The organism is Cupriavidus pauculus (assembly GCF_008801835.1).
Classification (GTDB): domain Bacteria; phylum Pseudomonadota; class Gammaproteobacteria; order Burkholderiales; family Burkholderiaceae; genus Cupriavidus; species Cupriavidus pauculus.
On record NZ_VZOW01000001.1, the window covers coordinates 376,460 to 392,674 of the forward strand.

Genomic DNA, 16,215 nt, shown 5'->3' on the forward strand with positions numbered 1-16,215 from the left:
CTGACGCAATGACTTCCACGCTCTCCGCCCTGCTCTCGCCGCGTTCCGTCGCCATCGTCGGCGCTTCCGACAATATCCACAAGATCGGCGGCCGGCCGATCCACTACATGCAGCAGATGGGCTACGCCGGCACGATCTATCCCGTGAATCCGCAGCGCGACACGCTGCAGGGCCTGCGCTCGTATCCATCGCTGGACGCACTGCCCGAGGCGCCCGATCTGGCGGTGATTGTCGTGGCCGGCGACGCGGCGGTGCAGGCGGTGGCCGATTGCGCGCGACTTGGCGTGAATGCGGCGATCGTGATTGCGTCCGGATTCGGCGAGGCCGGCGAAGCCGGCAAGCGTCAGCAGGACGAGATGGTGCGCATTGCGCGCGACGCAAACCTGCGCATCGTCGGGCCGAACAGCCAGGGGCTGGCCAACTTCGGCAATGGTGCCATCGCGAGCTTCTCGACCATGTTTATCGAGATTGCGCCGCAGGACGGCCCGGTCGCGGTGGTCAGCCAGAGTGGCGGCACCGCGGCGCTGGTATATGGGCTGCTGCGACACCAGGGCATTGGCGTGCGCCACGTGCACGCCACCGGCAACCAGGCCGATGTCACCGTCAGTGAACTGGCGCTGGCCGTCGCACATGATCCCGATGTGCGATTGCTGCTGCTCTATCTGGAAACATTGAACGATCCCGACGTGCTGGCCGAAGCCGCCGCCGTGGCGCGTGCGCGCGGCGTGCCGGTGGTCGCCGTCAAGTCGGGACGCTCGCAGGCCGGCGCACGCGCCGCCGCGTCCCACACGGGCGCCATGGCCAACGAGGATCGCGCGGTGGACGCCTTTCTGGCGCGTCATGGCATCTGGCGCGTGGAAGACGCGCATGCGCTCGCGCGCTGCGCGCCGCTTTACCTGCGCGGCTGGCAGCCATCCGGGCGGCGGCTGGTGGTGGTCAGCAATTCGGGCGCAAGTTGCGTGATGGCGACCGACACCGCCGACACGCTAGGCATCGCCATGGCGCCGCTATCGGCCGCCACGCAATCGGCGCTGGCCGAGCGCCTGCCCGGCTTTGCCGCCACGGCCAATCCGGTGGACGTCACCGCCGCGCTGCTGACCAACAGCGGCTTGTTTGGCGACGTGCTGCCGGTGGTGGGCGCCGACGACTCGGCCGATCTGGTGCTGCTCGATATTCCCGTGGCGGGCATGGGCTATGACGTGCCCCGCTTTGCGCGCGACGCCGCGCAGTTTGCCGATCAGGCTGGCAAGCCGGTTGCGGTGGCCGCGTGGCAGGAATCGGTGGCCAGCGTGCTTCGCGCCGCCAATGTGCCGACGTTCTTCCACGCCGCCGATGCACTGGCAGCATTCGACCAGTTGACCGCACACCAGCAGTTGCTACGCGATAACGCCAGCGAGCCTGCGATGCCTGCGCGGCCCGCATCGTCGGCTTCGTCTCCCTCGTTGCCGGCGGCCGCGCTCACGCTCAGCGAAGCGGCCAGCCTGGCGCATCTGGCAGAGGCCGGCGTGCCGGTTGTCGAACATTATCTTTGCAAGACCGCCGACGAAGCAGTGGCCGCCTGGCAGCGTATCGGCGCCCCAGTGGCCGTCAAAGCCAGTTCTGCGGCGGTGCCGCACAAGAGCGAATTCGGGCTCGTGGCGTTGCACTGCGACGATCGCGCAACCATCGTCGAGGCCTTTGCGCGACAGACGCAAACGCTGCAGTCGATGCATGCGCCATGCGAAGGCGTGATCGTCGCGCGCATGACGCGCGGGCGGCGCGAATGCATGGTCGGCGCGCACTGGGACCCTGTGTTCGGCGCGGTGCTGCTGGTGGGCGATGGCGGCAAGTATGTGGAAACCGTGCGTGACACGGCAGTGCTGCTGGCGCCCGCCACGCCCGCCGCCATCGAACGCGCGGTGCGACGCCTGCGCATGGCGCCGCTGCTCGACGGCGTGCGCGGCGAAGCGCCGCTCGACGTGCCTGCACTCTGCGCGCTGGCCGCCCGTGTCGGCGACCTGGTGCACCACGCGCACGGCAAGATCCGCTCGGTCGATCTCAACCCGGTCATGCTCGGCGAATCGGGCGCGGTGGTGGTCGATGCGTTGATGGAGGTTGCAAGCTAGGACATTGTCCACACCGACAAACAAACTGTCAGGCGAATCGCTCTTCTTTGCTTCGAGGCCAGTCGTTACATTTCAGGCGCCGCACTGCGCCCGAGCCCGTTGGAGGCGCGCGTGCGCGCGTCTCAACATAAGGATAACGAAGCATGAAGACCCGTCTCGCCTGCCTGGCTACCACCGCCGCCACCTTTGTATTGCCTGCCCTGCCCGCAGTGGCGCAGGCCCAAAGCAACATCACGCTCTATGGCGTGGTGGACGCCGGTGTGGAATTCCTGACCCACGCGCCGAACACCGCTACTGGCGGCAGCAACAACGTCGTGCGCATGTCGGCAGGTAATCTGTCCACCTCGCGCTGGGGCCTGCGCGGCGCGGAAGACCTTGGCCAAGGGCTGAAGGCGGTCTTCACGCTGGAAAGCGGTTTCGATCTCGATACCGGCAGCCTGAACCAGGGTGGCCGCCTGTTCGGCCGCCAGGCGTTTGTCGGCCTGCAGAACCAGTACGGCACGCTGTCGCTGGGCCGCCACCAGACCGTGCTGTATGACTTCTCGGTGACCTATGATCCGATGGCGATCGCCACGCGCTATTCGGTGCTGATGCACGACAAGTGGATGTCGGGCCGCGCCGATAACTCGCTAAAACTCACCGGCCGCACCGGCGCGTTCTATTACGGCCTGTTCTACAGCACCGGCTACGACAGCAGCGCCGGTGGCGAAGTGCCGGGCGACTACAAGGCCGGCCGCAACTGGTCGGTCGCTGGCGGTTACGACTCGGGCCCGCTGTCGGCGCGCGTGGTGTATGACGAAGTGCGCGGCAGCACCATCGCCACCGATGACAACCGCGAGCGCCGCGCCACGCTGGGCGCGAGCTACGACTTTGGCCGGGGCCGCGCCTTCGCGGGCTATCGCTGGTATTACGGCGACTTCGCCAGCAGTTCGCTGCGCACCAACCTGTACTGGGTCGGCGCGACCTACCAGGTGACGCCGGCCATCGCCGTCACCGGCGCGGCCTACTACACCGATGTGCGCAACAGCAACGGCGATCCGTACAGCTTCGTGTTGTCGGGCACCTATGCCTTCTCGAAGCGCACCGATGTCTATGCGATTGCCGCCTACGCGCAGAATCGCAACGGCTCGGCGATGGGCCTGTCCGGCTTTGGCCCGTCGTTGAACCGCAGCGCCAGCACGCTGACGGCTACCTCCGAACAGGTGGGCGCGGGTCAAAGCCAGTTTGGCGCGATCATCGGCGTGCGCCATCGTTTCTAAGCGCGTCTGACGGTTTTCAACGGCGTCGCACAGCGGCGCCACGGCGACCGGTGATCGTGCGCGCAGCGCGGCGTATCGAACGCCGCCGCACGGCTCCACGACGAAGACTTTCCCTTCGTCTTTTCATGGGCCCGCGCGGGAGTCTTTCCCGGCGGGCCTCTTTCTTTTCCTGCGCATGTTCTGCGCGAGATGCGCGGCGGGCGGCGGGCGGCGCCAATCAGGCGCGTGCGGTAATCCCAAGCGCCTGCAGCGCGGCGTCGAGCGATGCCTGTTGCGCGGCGGCGTACAGCGCGAGTTCGTCGCTGACGGTGGCGCCCAGTGCGCTTTCAAACGCGGCGCGATTTGGCGACGCCTGCAGGTCGTCGCGCCGTTCATTGCCCAGGTTCGACTGGAAAATACCTGCCGCGCTGACCGGCAGGAAATCCTCGTACGTGATCGGCTCGGCCACCAGTGCGCCGGCGGCGATCAGCGCCTCGACATCGTGCTCGCCCGGCGCGGCGGCATTGCCTGCCGTGTAGCGGTAATACGCCAGCCCCTGCTGCCGCAGCGCGTCATGAGTGTCGGGGAAATCGCGGAACACGTCGCCCAGCACCTGGCGGTAGGCATCGGCATTGGACCCGTCACCGGCCGGCTCGATCCGCTTGCGCACCTCGGCCAGCAGGCTGTCGTACAGTTGCCGGCCCTTTGGCGTCAGCGCCACGCCGCGCTGCTCGATCTCGCCAAAGCGCGCGGTGTGCGTGCCGGCTTCGCCGCCGTCGACAAAACTGACCGGCTCGCTGAGCGCCAGGAAGCTGGTCTGGCGCAGCAGAATCGGGCACTTGCGCGTGGGCGGCCCTTCCACCACAGCCTTTGGCCGGATACCGCGCGCGGGCATCTGCGCCTGCACCAGGTCGATATCGAGCGTGCGCGGCGTGAGGTGGTTGATATGCGGCCCCGGAAAGCAAACGATGTCGGCAATCAGCGGATGGGTCTTGCGCAGTTTCCAGTAGAGATCGGCGGTGACCGTCGACTTGCCGTGCCAGCGGAAGGTTTCCAACGCTTCGGCGACGAATTGCGCCGCGTCCGCCTGATCGAGCCCGCCCTGCTGTTCCGCACGTTCGATCAGCGCGATGCAGCCGGGCGTGAAGATCGAGCGCTGGCTCAGCACCTGCGCGGCGGCTTCGCGCAATGCCACGTCTTGAATCAGATCGAGGCGCAGCAGCGATGTAAAGACGCGGAACGGGTTGTCGGCAAGCCCGGCGGTGTCACGCGGTCGGAACGCGGTGGAATGCACCGGCACGCCCGCGACGGACAAATCGTAGTAGCCGACCGGAAACATGCCCATCACGGCGAACAGGCGGCGGATGGTGGACAGCTCGGCCGGCGTGCCGACGCGGATGGCGCCGTGCCGTTCCACTTCAAGGCGCGCTTCCTGCCCCGCCGCTCCCGCGGCCGCCGCGCCTACGCGGGCAATCACGTCAGCATTGACGTCGGCAACGAGCGACATCAGCGTGCCGTACTGCGGCACTTCGGCGCGATACATGTCGGACATGGCGCGTGAAAACTGCGCGCGGATCTGGCTTTGGGGCGTATGGGTCGAAGACATTGTGTTGACTGACTGCAGGGAATCGGCGCGCCGCGATCGCGGACAGCGGCAAAAACGAACGGCGCCAAGTTTCGCCTTGCCCGCTCGGGTGCGCAATTGATATTTTTTCCCGACTTGATGCAGTTCTGGCATCAAGCCGGGATTGTCGTCATCTCATCAGGATGCCGGCGCAACGTCCCGACATTGCCCGACCAGCCACGCAGCAAATCGTGCGAGCTTGGTTTCACCGGGCTTTTCCTGTCGATAGCTGAGGAAATACGAACCGCTGCGCCCGGCATCGTGCGCGGCGGGAAATGGCAGCGTCACCAACTGCCCACTTTCCATTTCGGAACGAACCATCATTTCCGGCAGCACTGCCACACCGAGTCCGGCAATGGCGCCGCGCGTCACCATCGTGAACAGGTCGTAGCGCGGGCCCAGCCGCGCGCGCCGACGCACGGCTTCGTCGTCGCCGCTGAACCAGTCGGGCCAGGCGTCGGGCCGGCTGGCGAGGTGCAACAACGGCAGGCGCAGCAAATCCTCGCGGCGGCGCAGCTTGGCGTTGGCCAGCAGCGTGGGACTGCACACCGGAATCGACGGGCCTTCGTCGATCAACGCGGCGCTCGGATGGCCATCCCAAGGTCGATCCCCGAAATAGATCGCCGCATCGTAGACGGAATCGCCAAAGTGGAATGGCTCGGGCCGCGCGTGGATATTGACCACGATACGCGGGCTGTCGATGCGGAAGCCGGCCAGCCGCGGGATCAGCCATTGCGTGGCAAAGGTGGGCACCACGGCCAGCTCGATCACTTCCATGCCGCCCGCGCGCGACGCCAGATCCTTGGTGGCGCGTTCGATGGCCTTCAGTTCGGCGCGAATTTCGCGCACATAACGGTCGCCTTCCGATGTCAGCACGACGCGCTGCCGGACGCGCTCGAAAAATCGCACGCCAAGGCGCGCTTCCAACGCCTGGATCTGGCGCGAAATGGCGCTCTCGGTGACATTGAGTTCGGCCGCGGCGCGCGTGAAGCTGCCAAGGCGCGCGGCGCATTCCAGCATCTGGAGGGCTATCAGACTGGGGAGTCGCATAAATCAGCGCAATTCAGTACGTTCAGTGCGCGGGCGAAGCGGGTCGAATATGTGGCGCGAATCGGTCGTACTGGCAGGCATGGCACGGCGTCGTGGATCGGAAACGGCTGGCATTGTGGCACCGACGCGCGCGGCTTGCCCGTCTTTCGCCCTTGAAAAATCCCGATTACTGTATATATTTACAGGTACTGTATGCATGAACAGTATTGGGAGTTTTCTGATGGAACACCTGATCCGTGTGCAAAACGAATATGACCGCCAGATCCTGGTCTGGCTGCGCGGCCGCATTGGCGACGCCGCGCTGGCATCGGCCGCGCGCCGGGCCGCCGCCGAAGGAAAAAAGCCTTATCTGTCAACGATTTGCCGGCTACTGAAGATCCGACCGCCAACGCGCCGGATGTTTGCCGAGGAAGCGCGCAAGACCCATCGCGCGGTGGGCGAGCGCTATCTGGCCCAGATCCGCCAGATCCTGAATCCGCCCGATGCGGCGCGCCGGACCACGCCTCAAGACACCCTGAGGCAGGGATCGTTATTCCAGGCTGACCACTAGTGGCCACATCCCGCCGCTGGTGGGCCGTCTGCTGCCGCCGACGGGGCTCCTCGTCGGGTTTAGGGCGAATTATTGAAATTCCATAATTCGCCCTAAACCCGGCCGACGACCATTCAATGCGGCAGATCCGTCACACGCATTGCGGGCGTGATTTGTAGCGGATCGGTCATCAATTCGAGTACGGCGGGCTTGCCTGCGCGCTGGGCGCGCTCGAACGCTGCGGCGAAATCGTCGGTTTTCTCGACCCGTTCCGCCCATGCACCGCACGACTGTGCCATCGCGACGAAATCCGGGTTGACGATCGCCGTGCCGCTCTGGCGCCCTGGATAACGGCGCTCCTGATGCATGCGGATCGTGCCGTACATGCGATTGTTCACCAGGATCACGATCAGGTTGGCGCCATGCGCGGCGGCCGTGGCGATTTCCTGCGGGTACATCAGGAAGCAACCATCGCCCGCAAAACACACCACGGTCTTCTCGGGATGACGCAGCTTGGCGGCGATGGCCGCCGGCAGGCCGTACCCCATTGCGCCGCAGGTGGGCGCCAGTTCCGTGCGCGGCCGACGGTACGCGTAGAAACGATGCAGCCAGACCGTGTAGTTACCCGCGCCATTGGTCAGCATCGCGTCGTCGGGCAGCGTCTGGTTCAGATGCGCCATGGCAGCCGCCATGTCGACGCCGGTCAGTTCCGCATGCGGCTTCGGCGGCGTCACAAACGCCTCGTGCTCGGCGCGCGCGCCGGCAGTCCATTCGCGCCATGGCAACGACGCGGGCGCGGGCAGCGACGCCAGCATCGCCGCACCCGGCGCAATCCCGGCGTGAATCGGCAATGCGGCCTGGTAGACGCGCCCTAGTTCCGCGCTGTCCGCATGAATATGCACGAGCTTCTGCTGCGGCAACGGCGCATCCAGCAGCGTGTAGCCATCGGTGGCGATGTCGCCCAGCCGCGTGCCGAAGGCCACGATCAGATCCGCCCCCTTGACCCGCGCCGCCAGCTTGGGGCTGACGCCCAGACTCAGATGGCCGACGTAATGCGGATCGCGGTTGTCGATCACGTCCTGGCGACGGAAGGCGCAAGCCACGGGCAAATCCCAGGCCTTCACGAACGCGGCGAAATCGCGGACCGCCTGGTCGGTCCAGTTGGCGCCACCGGCGATCACCAGTGGGCGCTGCGCAGCAGCCAGCGCGTCGGCCAGCGACTGCGCATCTTCGGCGCGCGGCGCGGCGGCTACGGCGCGATACGGCGCGGCATCTGCGCACGCGACGAGGCCGTCGAGCACATCCTCGGGCAGCGAGAGCACCACCGGCCCGGGCCGGCCCGACGTGGCGACCTGGAACGCGCGCGCGACCATCTCCGGGATGCGCGCAGGATCGTCGATCTCGGCCGCCCATTTGGCCATCGATCCGAACACCGCGGCGTAATCGACTTCCTGGAACGCCTCCCGGCCCTTGTGGCCGCGTGCGATCTGTCCCACGAACAGGATCATTGGCGTGGAGTCCTGCTGCGCGATATGCACGCCGATGCTGCCGTGCGTGGCGCCCGGTCCGCGCGTGACGAAGCAGATGCCCGGGCGGCCGGTAAGCTTGCCGTCGGCCTCGGCCATGTTGGCCGCTGCGCCTTCGTGTTTGCAGACGACGAGGTCGATGGCGGGCTGATCGTGCAGCGCGTCCAGGACATCGAGAAAGCTTTCGCCCGGCACGCAGAAGATGCGCTCGGCGCCATGGATGCGCAGTTGGTCGACAAGCACGCGCCCGCCAGTGCGGGCAGAAGATGCAACAGGGTCAGTCATGGCGATGTCCGGGAAGTTGGATGCGGCGGGTCGGCAAGCAATGTCTGCGATTGTTCCGTTTGACGCGCATGGCTGCGCGGTCTATCGTGCATTTCTGTTATGCAATTTCCGCAAGTCGGCGCGGCGGCTGTCCGTGTAGATTTGCACGCCAGGGCGCGACAAAAGACGCCCCGAGTCTGCCGCAGATCGCGCACGAGCCCGACAGGCAGAACCATAACCCAAGCGCAACGCCGCGTGCTGGCGCCATCCCGGCAACCAGCGGCGCGTCTGCGCAACCGGAGACATTGCATGCTTGTTCACCAACGCCTGATGCGGCCAATGCTGGCCGTGCTTTGTACTGGATGCATGGCGCTCGCGCCGCACGCGCAGGCCCAGGGCGATTCCTATCCAAGCAAGCCGATTACCTATGTGGTGCCATTCGCCGCGGGGGGCACCACCGACCTGCTCGGCCGCCTGATCGGACAGCGCCTGTCGCAAACGCTGGGACAGTCGGTGGTGGTGGAAAACCGTGCCGGGGCCGGCGGCAATATCGGATCCGACTACGTGGCCAAGGCTGCCCCGGACGGCTACACGATCCTGGGCGGCACCATCAGCTCGCATGCCATCAATGTGAGCCTGTATCCCAAGATGCCGTATGACCCGATCAAGAATTTCCAGCCGATCGCGCTGATCGGCACGCTGCCCAACGTGCTGGTAGTCAACGCCAGCAGTCCGTGGAAAAGCGTGCAGGACGTGATTGCCGCCGCCAAGGCCAAGCCTGGGTCCATCAACTTCGGATCGTCGGGCAATGGCACGTCGCAGCATCTGGCCGCCGAACTGTTTGCCAACATGGCCGGCCTGCGCATGACCCATGTGCCGTACAAGGGCAGCAGCCAGGCCGTGCAGGCGCTGCTGGGCAATCAGGTGGATCTGGTGTTCGAAAACAGCGTGGCGGCCATGCCGATGATTCAGTCCGGCAAGTTCCGCGCGCTGGCCACCACGGGCGCCAAGCGCGCCGCCGAATTGCCCGACGTGCCCACCATGGCGGAATCGGGCCTGAACGGTTACGAGATCGTGTCTTGGCAGGCCATCTTCGCGCCGGCCGGCACGCCCGCGCCGATCGTCAACCGGCTCTCCACCGAAATCGGCAAGATCATCCGCCAGCCCGACGTGCGCGCCAAGTTGGCGTCGATGGGAGTCGAGCCGTCGGGCATCGGGCCGGCCGAACTGGCCAGTTTCCAGAAAAGCGAAGTGGCCAAATGGGCAAACCTGATCAAGGTGGCCAATATTCATCTGGAGTGAGCATGAGTGAACATCGTATTCCGACCGCCGCGCTGCATCGCTGGGTGGTCGATCTCTGGCTGGCCGCGGGCTCCGACGCGCGCGAGGCCGGGCTGACCGCCGACCATCTGGTGGGCGCCAACCTGTCCGGCCACGATTCGCATGGTGTGGGGATGATCCCGAAATACGTGCTGTCGTGGCAGGCCGACCAGTTGCAGCTCAACCAGCAGGTCAGCGTAGTGCATGAATCGGGCGGCATCGTCAGTCTCGACGGCAACCGCGGCATGGGCCAGGCGGTGACCGAGCAGGCCATGCGCATCGGTATCGAACGGGCACGCGAACACGGCGTGTGCGTGCTGGGGCTGCGCCGCTCGCACCATCTGGGGCGGGTCGGCCATTGGGCCGAGCAGGCGGCCGCGGCGGGCATGATCTCGATCCACTTCGTCAACGTGCTGTCAAAACCGATCGTCGCGCCGCACGGCGGCTACGATCCGCGCTTCGGCACCAATCCGTTCACGATCGCCGTGCCGCTGGCGGACCAGCCGCCGCTGGTGCTCGACTTTGCCACCAGTGCGATCGCGCTGGGCAAGGTACGGGTGGCCCACAACAAGGGCGTCGATGTGCCGCCCGGTTGCCTGATGGACCCGCACGGACACCCGACTGACGACCCGTCCGTGATGTTCCCGCATCCGGGCACGCCGCAAGGCGCGCTGCGCACGTTCGGCGAACACAAGGGTTATGTGCTGGCCGTCATGTGCGAACTGCTGGGCGCGGCCGTCACCGGCGGCCACACGATCCGCCCGGAAACGCTTACGCACGAGCACGCCGTGTGGAACAACATGCTGGCGATCATTTTCGATCCGGCCCGGATGGGCACCAGCACCACGTTCGGCCACGAGGTCGAGGCGTTTGTCGAATGGATGAAGGCGTCGCGCCTGCAGCCGGGCAACGACGCCATCCGCCTGCCGGGCGATCCCGAACGCGCGTGGCGCCGCGCCCGCGCGGAATTCATCCCGGTCGACAGCGGCACGCTGGCGCAGCTCGACGATGCCGCCGCGCGCGTGCTGCAATCGCGCGGCGCATCGCCGGGGCCGCTGTCCGCGCTGGCCGTCGATTGAAAAGGAACGCTTACATGACCATCTCCCCTACCCCTCACCTGCCGCAGATCACGCCGCTGCCCAACAAGTTTCGCGCCGACGTACTGGCGCGCAAACGCCTGATCGGCCTGTGGAGTTCACTCGGCCAGCCGGTGACCAGCGAGATCGTCGGGCTGGCCGGTTTCGACTGGCTGCTGCTCGATGGCGAACATTCGCCCAACGACGTGCTGACGTTCGCGCCGCAGCTGATGGCGCTGAAGGACAGCACCAGCGCGCCGGTAGTGCGTCCGCCGTGGAACGACGCGGTGATGCTCAAGCGCCTGCTCGACATCGGCTTCTACAACTTCCTGATTCCGTTTGTGGAATCGGCCGAAGAAGCGCGCCGCGCGGTGCGGGCCACCCGCTATCCGCCCGACGGCACGCGCGGCGTATCAGGTGCGCAGCGGCAAAACCGCTTTGGCACGCTGCCCGATTTCTTCAAGACGATCAACGACAACATCTGCGTGCTGGTGCAGATCGAAAGCCGCAAGGGCGTGGAAGCGGCGGACGAGATCTGCGCCGAGCCCGGCGTCGATGGCGTGTTCATCGGGCCGAACGATCTGGCCGCGGCATATGGCCATCTCGGCAATCCCAATCATCCCGATGTGCAGGCCGCGGTCCGGCAGATCTACGACGCCGCTAATCGCGCCGGCAAGGCCATCGGCACGCTGACGCCCGTCGAGGCCGACGCCCGGCGCTACCTCGACATGGGCGCGCACTTCGTGGCGGTCGGCATCGACCAGTTGCTATTGCGCGATGCCGCGCGCGCGTTGCGCGAGCGCTTCGCATCCTGAACCCCGCAGTAACCGGAAACAACCATGAGCAAAATCGGATTTATCGGACTGGGCGTGATGGGCAAGCCCATGGCGCAACATCTTCAGGCCGGCGGTCATACCGTGTTCGCCCATACGCGCAGCGGCGTGCCGCAGGACCTGCTCGACGCCGGCATGCAGTCGTGCAGCAGCGCCACGGAAGTGGCCAGGCAAGCGGACGTGGTGTTCCTGATGCTGCCCGATACGCCCGACGTGGCGCGCGTGCTTTTCGGTGACGACGGTGTGGCGGCGGGCCTGAGCCCGGGCAAGATCGTGGTCGACATGAGTTCGATCTCGCCGATCGACACGCGCGAGTTTGCCGTCAAGATCGAGCAGCTCGGCTGCGACTATGTCGATGCGCCCGTGTCGGGCGGCGAAGTGGGCGCCAAGGCCGCGACGCTGTCGATCATGGCCGGCGGCAAGCAGGACGTGTTCGACAAGGTGCTGCCGCTGCTGCAACTGATGGGCAAGAACATCACGCTGGTGGGCAACGTGGGCGACGGACAGGTGGCGAAGGTGGCCAACCAGATCATCGTGGCCCTGAACATCGAAGCCGTCAGCGAGGCGCTGGTGCTGGCCGCCAAGGCCGGCGCCGACCCCGCGCGCGTGCGCCAGGCGCTGATGGGTGGCTTTGCCAGTTCGAAGATCCTTGAAGTGCACGGCGAACGGATGATCAAGCGCACCTTCAATCCGGGATTCCGCATCGAACTGCACCAGAAGGACCTGAACCTGGCGTTGTCCACCGCGAAGTCGCTCGGTCTGGGTTTGCCGAATACCGCATCCACGCAGCAGCTGTTCAACGTGTGCGTCGCGCAGGGCGGCGCTGGTTGGGATCATTCCGGGCTGGTCAAGGCCATCGAGCATATGTCGGCCTTTGCCATCGGCGATACGCCGAAGGCCTGATGTCCGCGCTGAATTCCGACGATCTCGCGTGCTTTGTCTGCGTCGCCAGTACGCAGAGCATTTCGCGCGCGGCGCTCGAACTAGGCGCCGACCAGTCCACCGTCAGCAGGCAAATCGCCCGGCTGGAGGCGGCGCTCGATACGCGGCTGTTTCATCGCAGTGGACGCGGTGTGGTGCTGACGGAAGCTGGCACCACGCTGCTCGGCTACGCGCGTCAGGTAGCCGCCACGCTGTCGGAGGCGCGCGCCGCGGTGCGGGCATCGACCGCGCAGGGCCCTGCGCAACTGGTGATCGCCGCGCAGCCGACCATCGCCAATACCGCGTTCGCCGCCATCGGCACGGCGCTCAAGCAGCGCTTTCCGGCGACCAAACTGCGCTTTGTCGAGGGCCTGGCCAGCCCGGTGCTGGCGTGGCTGGCGGCTGGCGACATCGATGTGGCGCTGCTCTATCTGCCCGAGCAACAAGGCGCGCTCAAGGTGGACGTGCTGCTCGAAGAAGATCTCACGCTCGTCGCACCCACGTCGTGGACCCATCTGGGTCCGACCTTCCCCGCGCGCCGGCTCGGCGAAGTGCCGCTGATCCTGCCGAGCACGTCCAACGGGCTGCGCGTGCTGACTGAATCGCTGGCCGCGCGCGTCGGCATCACGCTCAACATGGCGATGGAATGCGATGCGTCGAATACGGTGGCGATGCGGCTGGTGGAAGACGGTTGCGGCGCGACGCTGCTGCCGTTTGCCGCGGTGGCCGACCGCGTTGCGCAGGGACGGCTGTTATCGGCGCGTGTGGTCGAACCCGTGGTCACGCGACAGGTGGCGCTCACCACGGCGCGCAACCGGCCCGTGGTGCCGGAGCTGTGGGACATCATGCAAACGGTGCGGCAGTCGGTGCGCAACACGGTGATGTCTGGCGCGTGGCCCGGTGCGCGTCTGGTCTGACATCCCACGCAAACGAAACGGGCGCGCCGCATCGAGATGCGCGGCGCGCCCGTTTCAGCGCGACCAGGCTTCATGCGGGCCTGGTCTACCCGGCCGACCTTAAGCGATACGTCGACGCCCTCCCGGCGTGATGCCAGAGAGGCGACGGCGGACCGTAATCGGCCGTGTCGATGCCGATTACTGGTTACTGCTTGGTCGTGCCTTGCTGCAATTCGACCTTTGCCGCCTCGTTGGCTGCCTTGTTGGCGTCCTTGCGCTCCTGCTTTGCGGCGCCCACTTCCTGCTTGTACTGGCCCTTTGCGGCGGCCTTCTCGGCCTTGTACTGGTCGCTGGCGGCCTTGCGTGCCTCGCGACGTTCCACCAGCGGATCCTTCGGCGGCTGGATCTGCGTGGTGCCCGGCGGCACCGCGGTCGAATCGGCCGGCGCGGTGGCCGGCGTCTGCGCAAAGGCCGTGGCGGAGATCAGGCCAGCGGTCAGCGCGCCGATCAGCGAAGTGGTGCGAATGATTCGATTTGTGGACATATGAGACCTCTCAGCTGTTGTTATGGAGAGAACCGGTGCGGGTGGGCTCGGCCGTGTCGTCGGCCCCAGCCGCGCGATGCACTGGCGTTCAACGGCCAGGAAACAAAGCATCGCATGCGTCATCCGCACACCGTGTTCCCGAGTTTAGTAGCGTTGTCGGGCCCCGCGTGCCGCATTCACACATCTCCTTACAAAAACTCGCGCGCGCTGACAGACAACGCCTGACAACGCCACAGTTTTGGCCGCCCATGAAGCCACAACGCGCTTGATTGCGCCCATTGCGTCGCCCACACTGGATCGCATCGACAACCCGATTCAGGAGTCGTTATGCATCTCGAAGGTTCGTGCCAATGCGGTGCGGTGCATTTCAGTCTGGAATCCGATTCGCCCTACCCGTACATGCACTGTCATTGCTCGATCTGCCGCAAGACCGGGGGCAGCGGCGGCTATGGCATCAATCTGGGCGGCGACGCCAAGACGTTGCGCGTCAGAGGCCAGAAGCACGTCGCGCAGTTCCACGCCGTGATCCGCGAGCCCGGAAAGCGGCCGGTGCGATCGAAGGCGCTGCGGCATTTCTGCCGGCAATGCGGCAGCCCGCTGTGGCTGTGGGACGCGCGCTGGCCCGAGCTGGTGCATCCCAATGCGAGCGCCATCGATACACCGCTGCCCAAGCCGCCGGAGGTAGTGGAAGCGGCGCTGAACTGGGTCGCGCCCTGGGTCGACGTGCCGCGCGGCAAAGGGCACGTCCATACCGATACGTGGCCCGAGGAGTCGCTGCACGAATGGCATGAACGTCACGGCCTGCTGTCGTGACAGACATCGTCGGACAGCCGCCGACATCGCCTTGCCTGCGCGCCGACAGACAGGGCACGTGCGGATTTCTATGCTCCAGTCACACAACTCGAACCACTCGAACCGGCATCTGGAGCCCGCGATGCGCCAATACCTGATCTATCCCCTGGCAACGCTGTTTTCGATCGCGGCGGTGACGCTGCTGGTCGGTTGCGGCGACTCCGCGAAACTGCCCGAGACGGCTGGTTTCGGCCCGACGCCCCAGTTGCCGGCGCCCAACAAAACAATGATTCCCACCGTGCATATTGCGCCGGCCAAGGGTTGGGACAACGGCAAGACGCCGGTGGCTGGCGAAGGCATGCGGGTGGCCGCTTTCGCCGACAAGCTCGATCATCCGCGCTGGCTCTACGTGCTGCCCAACGGCGACGTGCTGGTGGCGGAAACCAACGCCCCGCCCAAGCCCGAGGACAGCAAGGGCATTCGAGGCTGGGTCATGAAGAAGGTGATGAGCCGCGCTGGCGCGGGTACGCCCAGCGCCAACCGCATCACGCTGCTGCGCGATACCGACGGCGACGGCGTCGCAGATCAGCGCTCGGTGTTCCTGAAAGACCTGAACTCGCCATTCGGCATGGTGCTGGTCGACAACGATTTCTACGTGGCGAATACCGACGCAGTGGTGCGCTACCGCTACACACCGGGACAGGCCAGCATCACCGAGCCCGGCCAGAAACTTGTGGATCTGCCGGCCGGGCCGCTGAATCATCACTGGACCAAGAACATCATCGCCAGCCCAGACGGCAGCAAGCTGTACGTGACGGTCGGATCGAACAGCAACGCTGGCGAAAACGGCCTCGACAAGGAAGCGGGCCGGGCCGCGATATGGGAAGTAGACAGGCAGACCGGGCAGCACCGCGTGTATGCCAGCGGCCTGCGTAATCCAAACGGCATGGCCTGGGAGCCGACCACGCGCATGCTGTGGACGTCGGTGAACGAGCGCGACGAGATCGGCAGCGATCTGGTGCCCGACTACATCACGTCGGTGCGGGACGGCGGCTTCTACGGCTGGCCTTTCAGTTACTACGGGCAACACGTCGACGAGCGCGTGAAACCGCCCGCGCCCGACATGGTTGCCAAGGCCATCGTGCCCGACTACGCGGTGGGATCGCACACCGCCTCGATCGGCATGACCGGTGCGTCCGGCAACAGCCTGCCCGCGCGCTTTCACGACGGCATGTTCGTGAGCCAGCATGGCTCGTGGAATCGCAAGCCACGCGCGGGCTACAAGGTGATATTCGTGCCGTTCGACCAAGGCAAGCCCAAGGGCGCGCCGTTCGACGTGCTTGACGGATTTCTCGATGACGAGGGCAACGCGCAGGGTCGTCCCGTCGGCGTGGCCGTCGACAAGCGCGGCGGCCTGCTGGTGGCCGACGATGTCGGCAATATGGTCTGGCGCGTCACGGGCGCCAACTGAATCGGCATCGAGCGCGACGGCGATCC

The 16,215-nt window shown here is 66.0% G+C and carries 14 protein-coding genes; 10 read left to right on the plus strand and 4 right to left on the minus strand.

Annotation, left to right across the window (positions count from 1 at the left end):
- The first annotated feature begins 8 nt into the window (after positions 1–8).
- Positions 9–2,105 (plus strand): acetate--CoA ligase family protein, encoded by a 2,097-nt coding sequence (locus F7R19_RS01595; RefSeq protein ID WP_150979143.1) that lies wholly within the window; start codon positions 9–11, stop codon positions 2,103–2,105.
- Between the two features lie 143 nt (positions 2,106–2,248).
- Entirely contained in the window at positions 2,249–3,364 is a 1,116-nt protein-coding gene (locus F7R19_RS01600; protein ID WP_150979144.1) for a porin, read from the plus strand.
- 217 nt (positions 3,365–3,581) lie between these two features.
- Here the strand turns inward: F7R19_RS01600 and hglS are convergent, their stop codons facing one another.
- Together hglS and F7R19_RS01610 are read right to left on the minus strand one after the other, a co-directional pair.
- Positions 3,582–4,949 carry a 2-oxoadipate dioxygenase/decarboxylase HglS gene (gene hglS, locus F7R19_RS01605; RefSeq protein ID WP_150979145.1) on the minus strand — a complete coding sequence of 456 codons (1,368 nt, stop codon included), beginning with the start codon at positions 4,947–4,949 and terminating at the stop codon, positions 3,582–3,584.
- A gap of 156 nt (positions 4,950–5,105) precedes the next feature.
- Complete coding sequence (locus F7R19_RS01610) at positions 5,106–6,017, minus strand: LysR substrate-binding domain-containing protein (protein ID WP_150979146.1); 912 nt, start codon at positions 6,015–6,017, stop codon at positions 5,106–5,108.
- 220 nt (positions 6,018–6,237) lie between these two features.
- On the opposite strand from F7R19_RS01610, the gene F7R19_RS01615 reads away from it, so the two are divergent.
- Positions 6,238–6,567 (plus strand): hypothetical protein, encoded by a 330-nt coding sequence (locus F7R19_RS01615; RefSeq protein WP_061957680.1) that lies wholly within the window; start codon positions 6,238–6,240, stop codon positions 6,565–6,567.
- 113 nt (positions 6,568–6,680) lie between these two features.
- Here the strand turns inward: F7R19_RS01615 and F7R19_RS01620 are convergent, their stop codons facing one another.
- Positions 6,681–8,357 carry a thiamine pyrophosphate-binding protein gene (locus tag F7R19_RS01620; protein ID WP_150979147.1) on the minus strand — a complete coding sequence of 559 codons (1,677 nt, stop codon included), beginning with the start codon at positions 8,355–8,357 and terminating at the stop codon, positions 6,681–6,683.
- 288 nt (positions 8,358–8,645) lie between these two features.
- On the opposite strand from F7R19_RS01620, the gene F7R19_RS01625 reads away from it, so the two are divergent.
- From F7R19_RS01625 to F7R19_RS01645, 5 genes are read left to right on the plus strand one after another with little or no spacing between them, the layout of a single operon-like run.
- Positions 8,646–9,638 (plus strand): Bug family tripartite tricarboxylate transporter substrate binding protein, encoded by a 993-nt coding sequence (locus F7R19_RS01625; protein WP_150979148.1) that lies wholly within the window; start codon positions 8,646–8,648, stop codon positions 9,636–9,638.
- A gap of 2 nt (positions 9,639–9,640) precedes the next feature.
- Positions 9,641–10,735 carry a malate/lactate/ureidoglycolate dehydrogenase gene (locus tag F7R19_RS01630; protein WP_150979149.1) on the plus strand — a complete coding sequence of 365 codons (1,095 nt, stop codon included), beginning with the start codon at positions 9,641–9,643 and terminating at the stop codon, positions 10,733–10,735.
- 14 nt (positions 10,736–10,749) lie between these two features.
- Positions 10,750–11,547 (plus strand): 2-dehydro-3-deoxyglucarate aldolase, encoded by a 798-nt coding sequence (garL, locus tag F7R19_RS01635; protein ID WP_150979150.1) that lies wholly within the window; start codon positions 10,750–10,752, stop codon positions 11,545–11,547.
- Between the two features lie 24 nt (positions 11,548–11,571).
- Complete coding sequence (locus F7R19_RS01640; RefSeq protein WP_150979151.1) at positions 11,572–12,468, plus strand: 2-hydroxy-3-oxopropionate reductase; 897 nt, start codon at positions 11,572–11,574, stop codon at positions 12,466–12,468.
- Positions 12,468–13,403: a LysR family transcriptional regulator gene (locus tag F7R19_RS01645; RefSeq protein WP_061957686.1), complete on the plus strand. Its 936-nt coding sequence runs from the start codon at positions 12,468–12,470 to the stop codon at positions 13,401–13,403. The genes F7R19_RS01640 and F7R19_RS01645 overlap by 1 nt, the downstream gene beginning before the upstream one ends.
- 184 nt (positions 13,404–13,587) lie before the next feature.
- Here F7R19_RS01645 and F7R19_RS01650 read toward each other — a convergent pair whose 3' ends face one another.
- Positions 13,588–13,926: a hypothetical protein gene (locus tag F7R19_RS01650; RefSeq protein ID WP_061957687.1), complete on the minus strand. Its 339-nt coding sequence runs from the start codon at positions 13,924–13,926 to the stop codon at positions 13,588–13,590.
- 327 nt (positions 13,927–14,253) lie between these two features.
- On the opposite strand from F7R19_RS01650, the gene F7R19_RS01655 reads away from it, so the two are divergent.
- Positions 14,254–14,739: a GFA family protein gene (locus tag F7R19_RS01655; RefSeq protein ID WP_061957688.1), complete on the plus strand. Its 486-nt coding sequence runs from the start codon at positions 14,254–14,256 to the stop codon at positions 14,737–14,739.
- 121 nt (positions 14,740–14,860) lie between these two features.
- Positions 14,861–16,189, plus strand: coding sequence for a PQQ-dependent sugar dehydrogenase (locus tag F7R19_RS01660; protein WP_150979291.1), 1,329 nt, complete (start codon positions 14,861–14,863; stop codon positions 16,187–16,189).
- Positions 16,190–16,215 lie beyond the last annotated feature (26 nt).

Coding starts and splice junctions, on each gene's coding strand:
- F7R19_RS01595 (WP_150979143.1), top strand. CDS start 9: ATGACTTCCACGCTCTCCGCCCTGCTCTCGCCGCGTTCCGTCGCCATC.
- F7R19_RS01600 (WP_150979144.1), top strand. CDS start 2,249: ATGAAGACCCGTCTCGCCTGCCTGGCTACCACCGCCGCCACCTTTGTA.
- hglS (WP_150979145.1), bottom strand. CDS start 4,949: ATGTCTTCGACCCATACGCCCCAAAGCCAGATCCGCGCGCAGTTTTCA.
- F7R19_RS01610 (WP_150979146.1), bottom strand. CDS start 6,017: ATGCGACTCCCCAGTCTGATAGCCCTCCAGATGCTGGAATGCGCCGCG.
- F7R19_RS01615 (WP_061957680.1), top strand. CDS start 6,238: ATGGAACACCTGATCCGTGTGCAAAACGAATATGACCGCCAGATCCTG.
- F7R19_RS01620 (WP_150979147.1), bottom strand. CDS start 8,357: ATGACTGACCCTGTTGCATCTTCTGCCCGCACTGGCGGGCGCGTGCTT.
- F7R19_RS01625 (WP_150979148.1), top strand. CDS start 8,646: ATGCTTGTTCACCAACGCCTGATGCGGCCAATGCTGGCCGTGCTTTGT.
- F7R19_RS01630 (WP_150979149.1), top strand. CDS start 9,641: ATGAGTGAACATCGTATTCCGACCGCCGCGCTGCATCGCTGGGTGGTC.
- garL (WP_150979150.1), top strand. CDS start 10,750: ATGACCATCTCCCCTACCCCTCACCTGCCGCAGATCACGCCGCTGCCC.
- F7R19_RS01640 (WP_150979151.1), top strand. CDS start 11,572: ATGAGCAAAATCGGATTTATCGGACTGGGCGTGATGGGCAAGCCCATG.
- F7R19_RS01645 (WP_061957686.1), top strand. CDS start 12,468: ATGTCCGCGCTGAATTCCGACGATCTCGCGTGCTTTGTCTGCGTCGCC.
- F7R19_RS01650 (WP_061957687.1), bottom strand. CDS start 13,926: ATGTCCACAAATCGAATCATTCGCACCACTTCGCTGATCGGCGCGCTG.
- F7R19_RS01655 (WP_061957688.1), top strand. CDS start 14,254: ATGCATCTCGAAGGTTCGTGCCAATGCGGTGCGGTGCATTTCAGTCTG.
- F7R19_RS01660 (WP_150979291.1), top strand. CDS start 14,861: ATGCGCCAATACCTGATCTATCCCCTGGCAACGCTGTTTTCGATCGCG.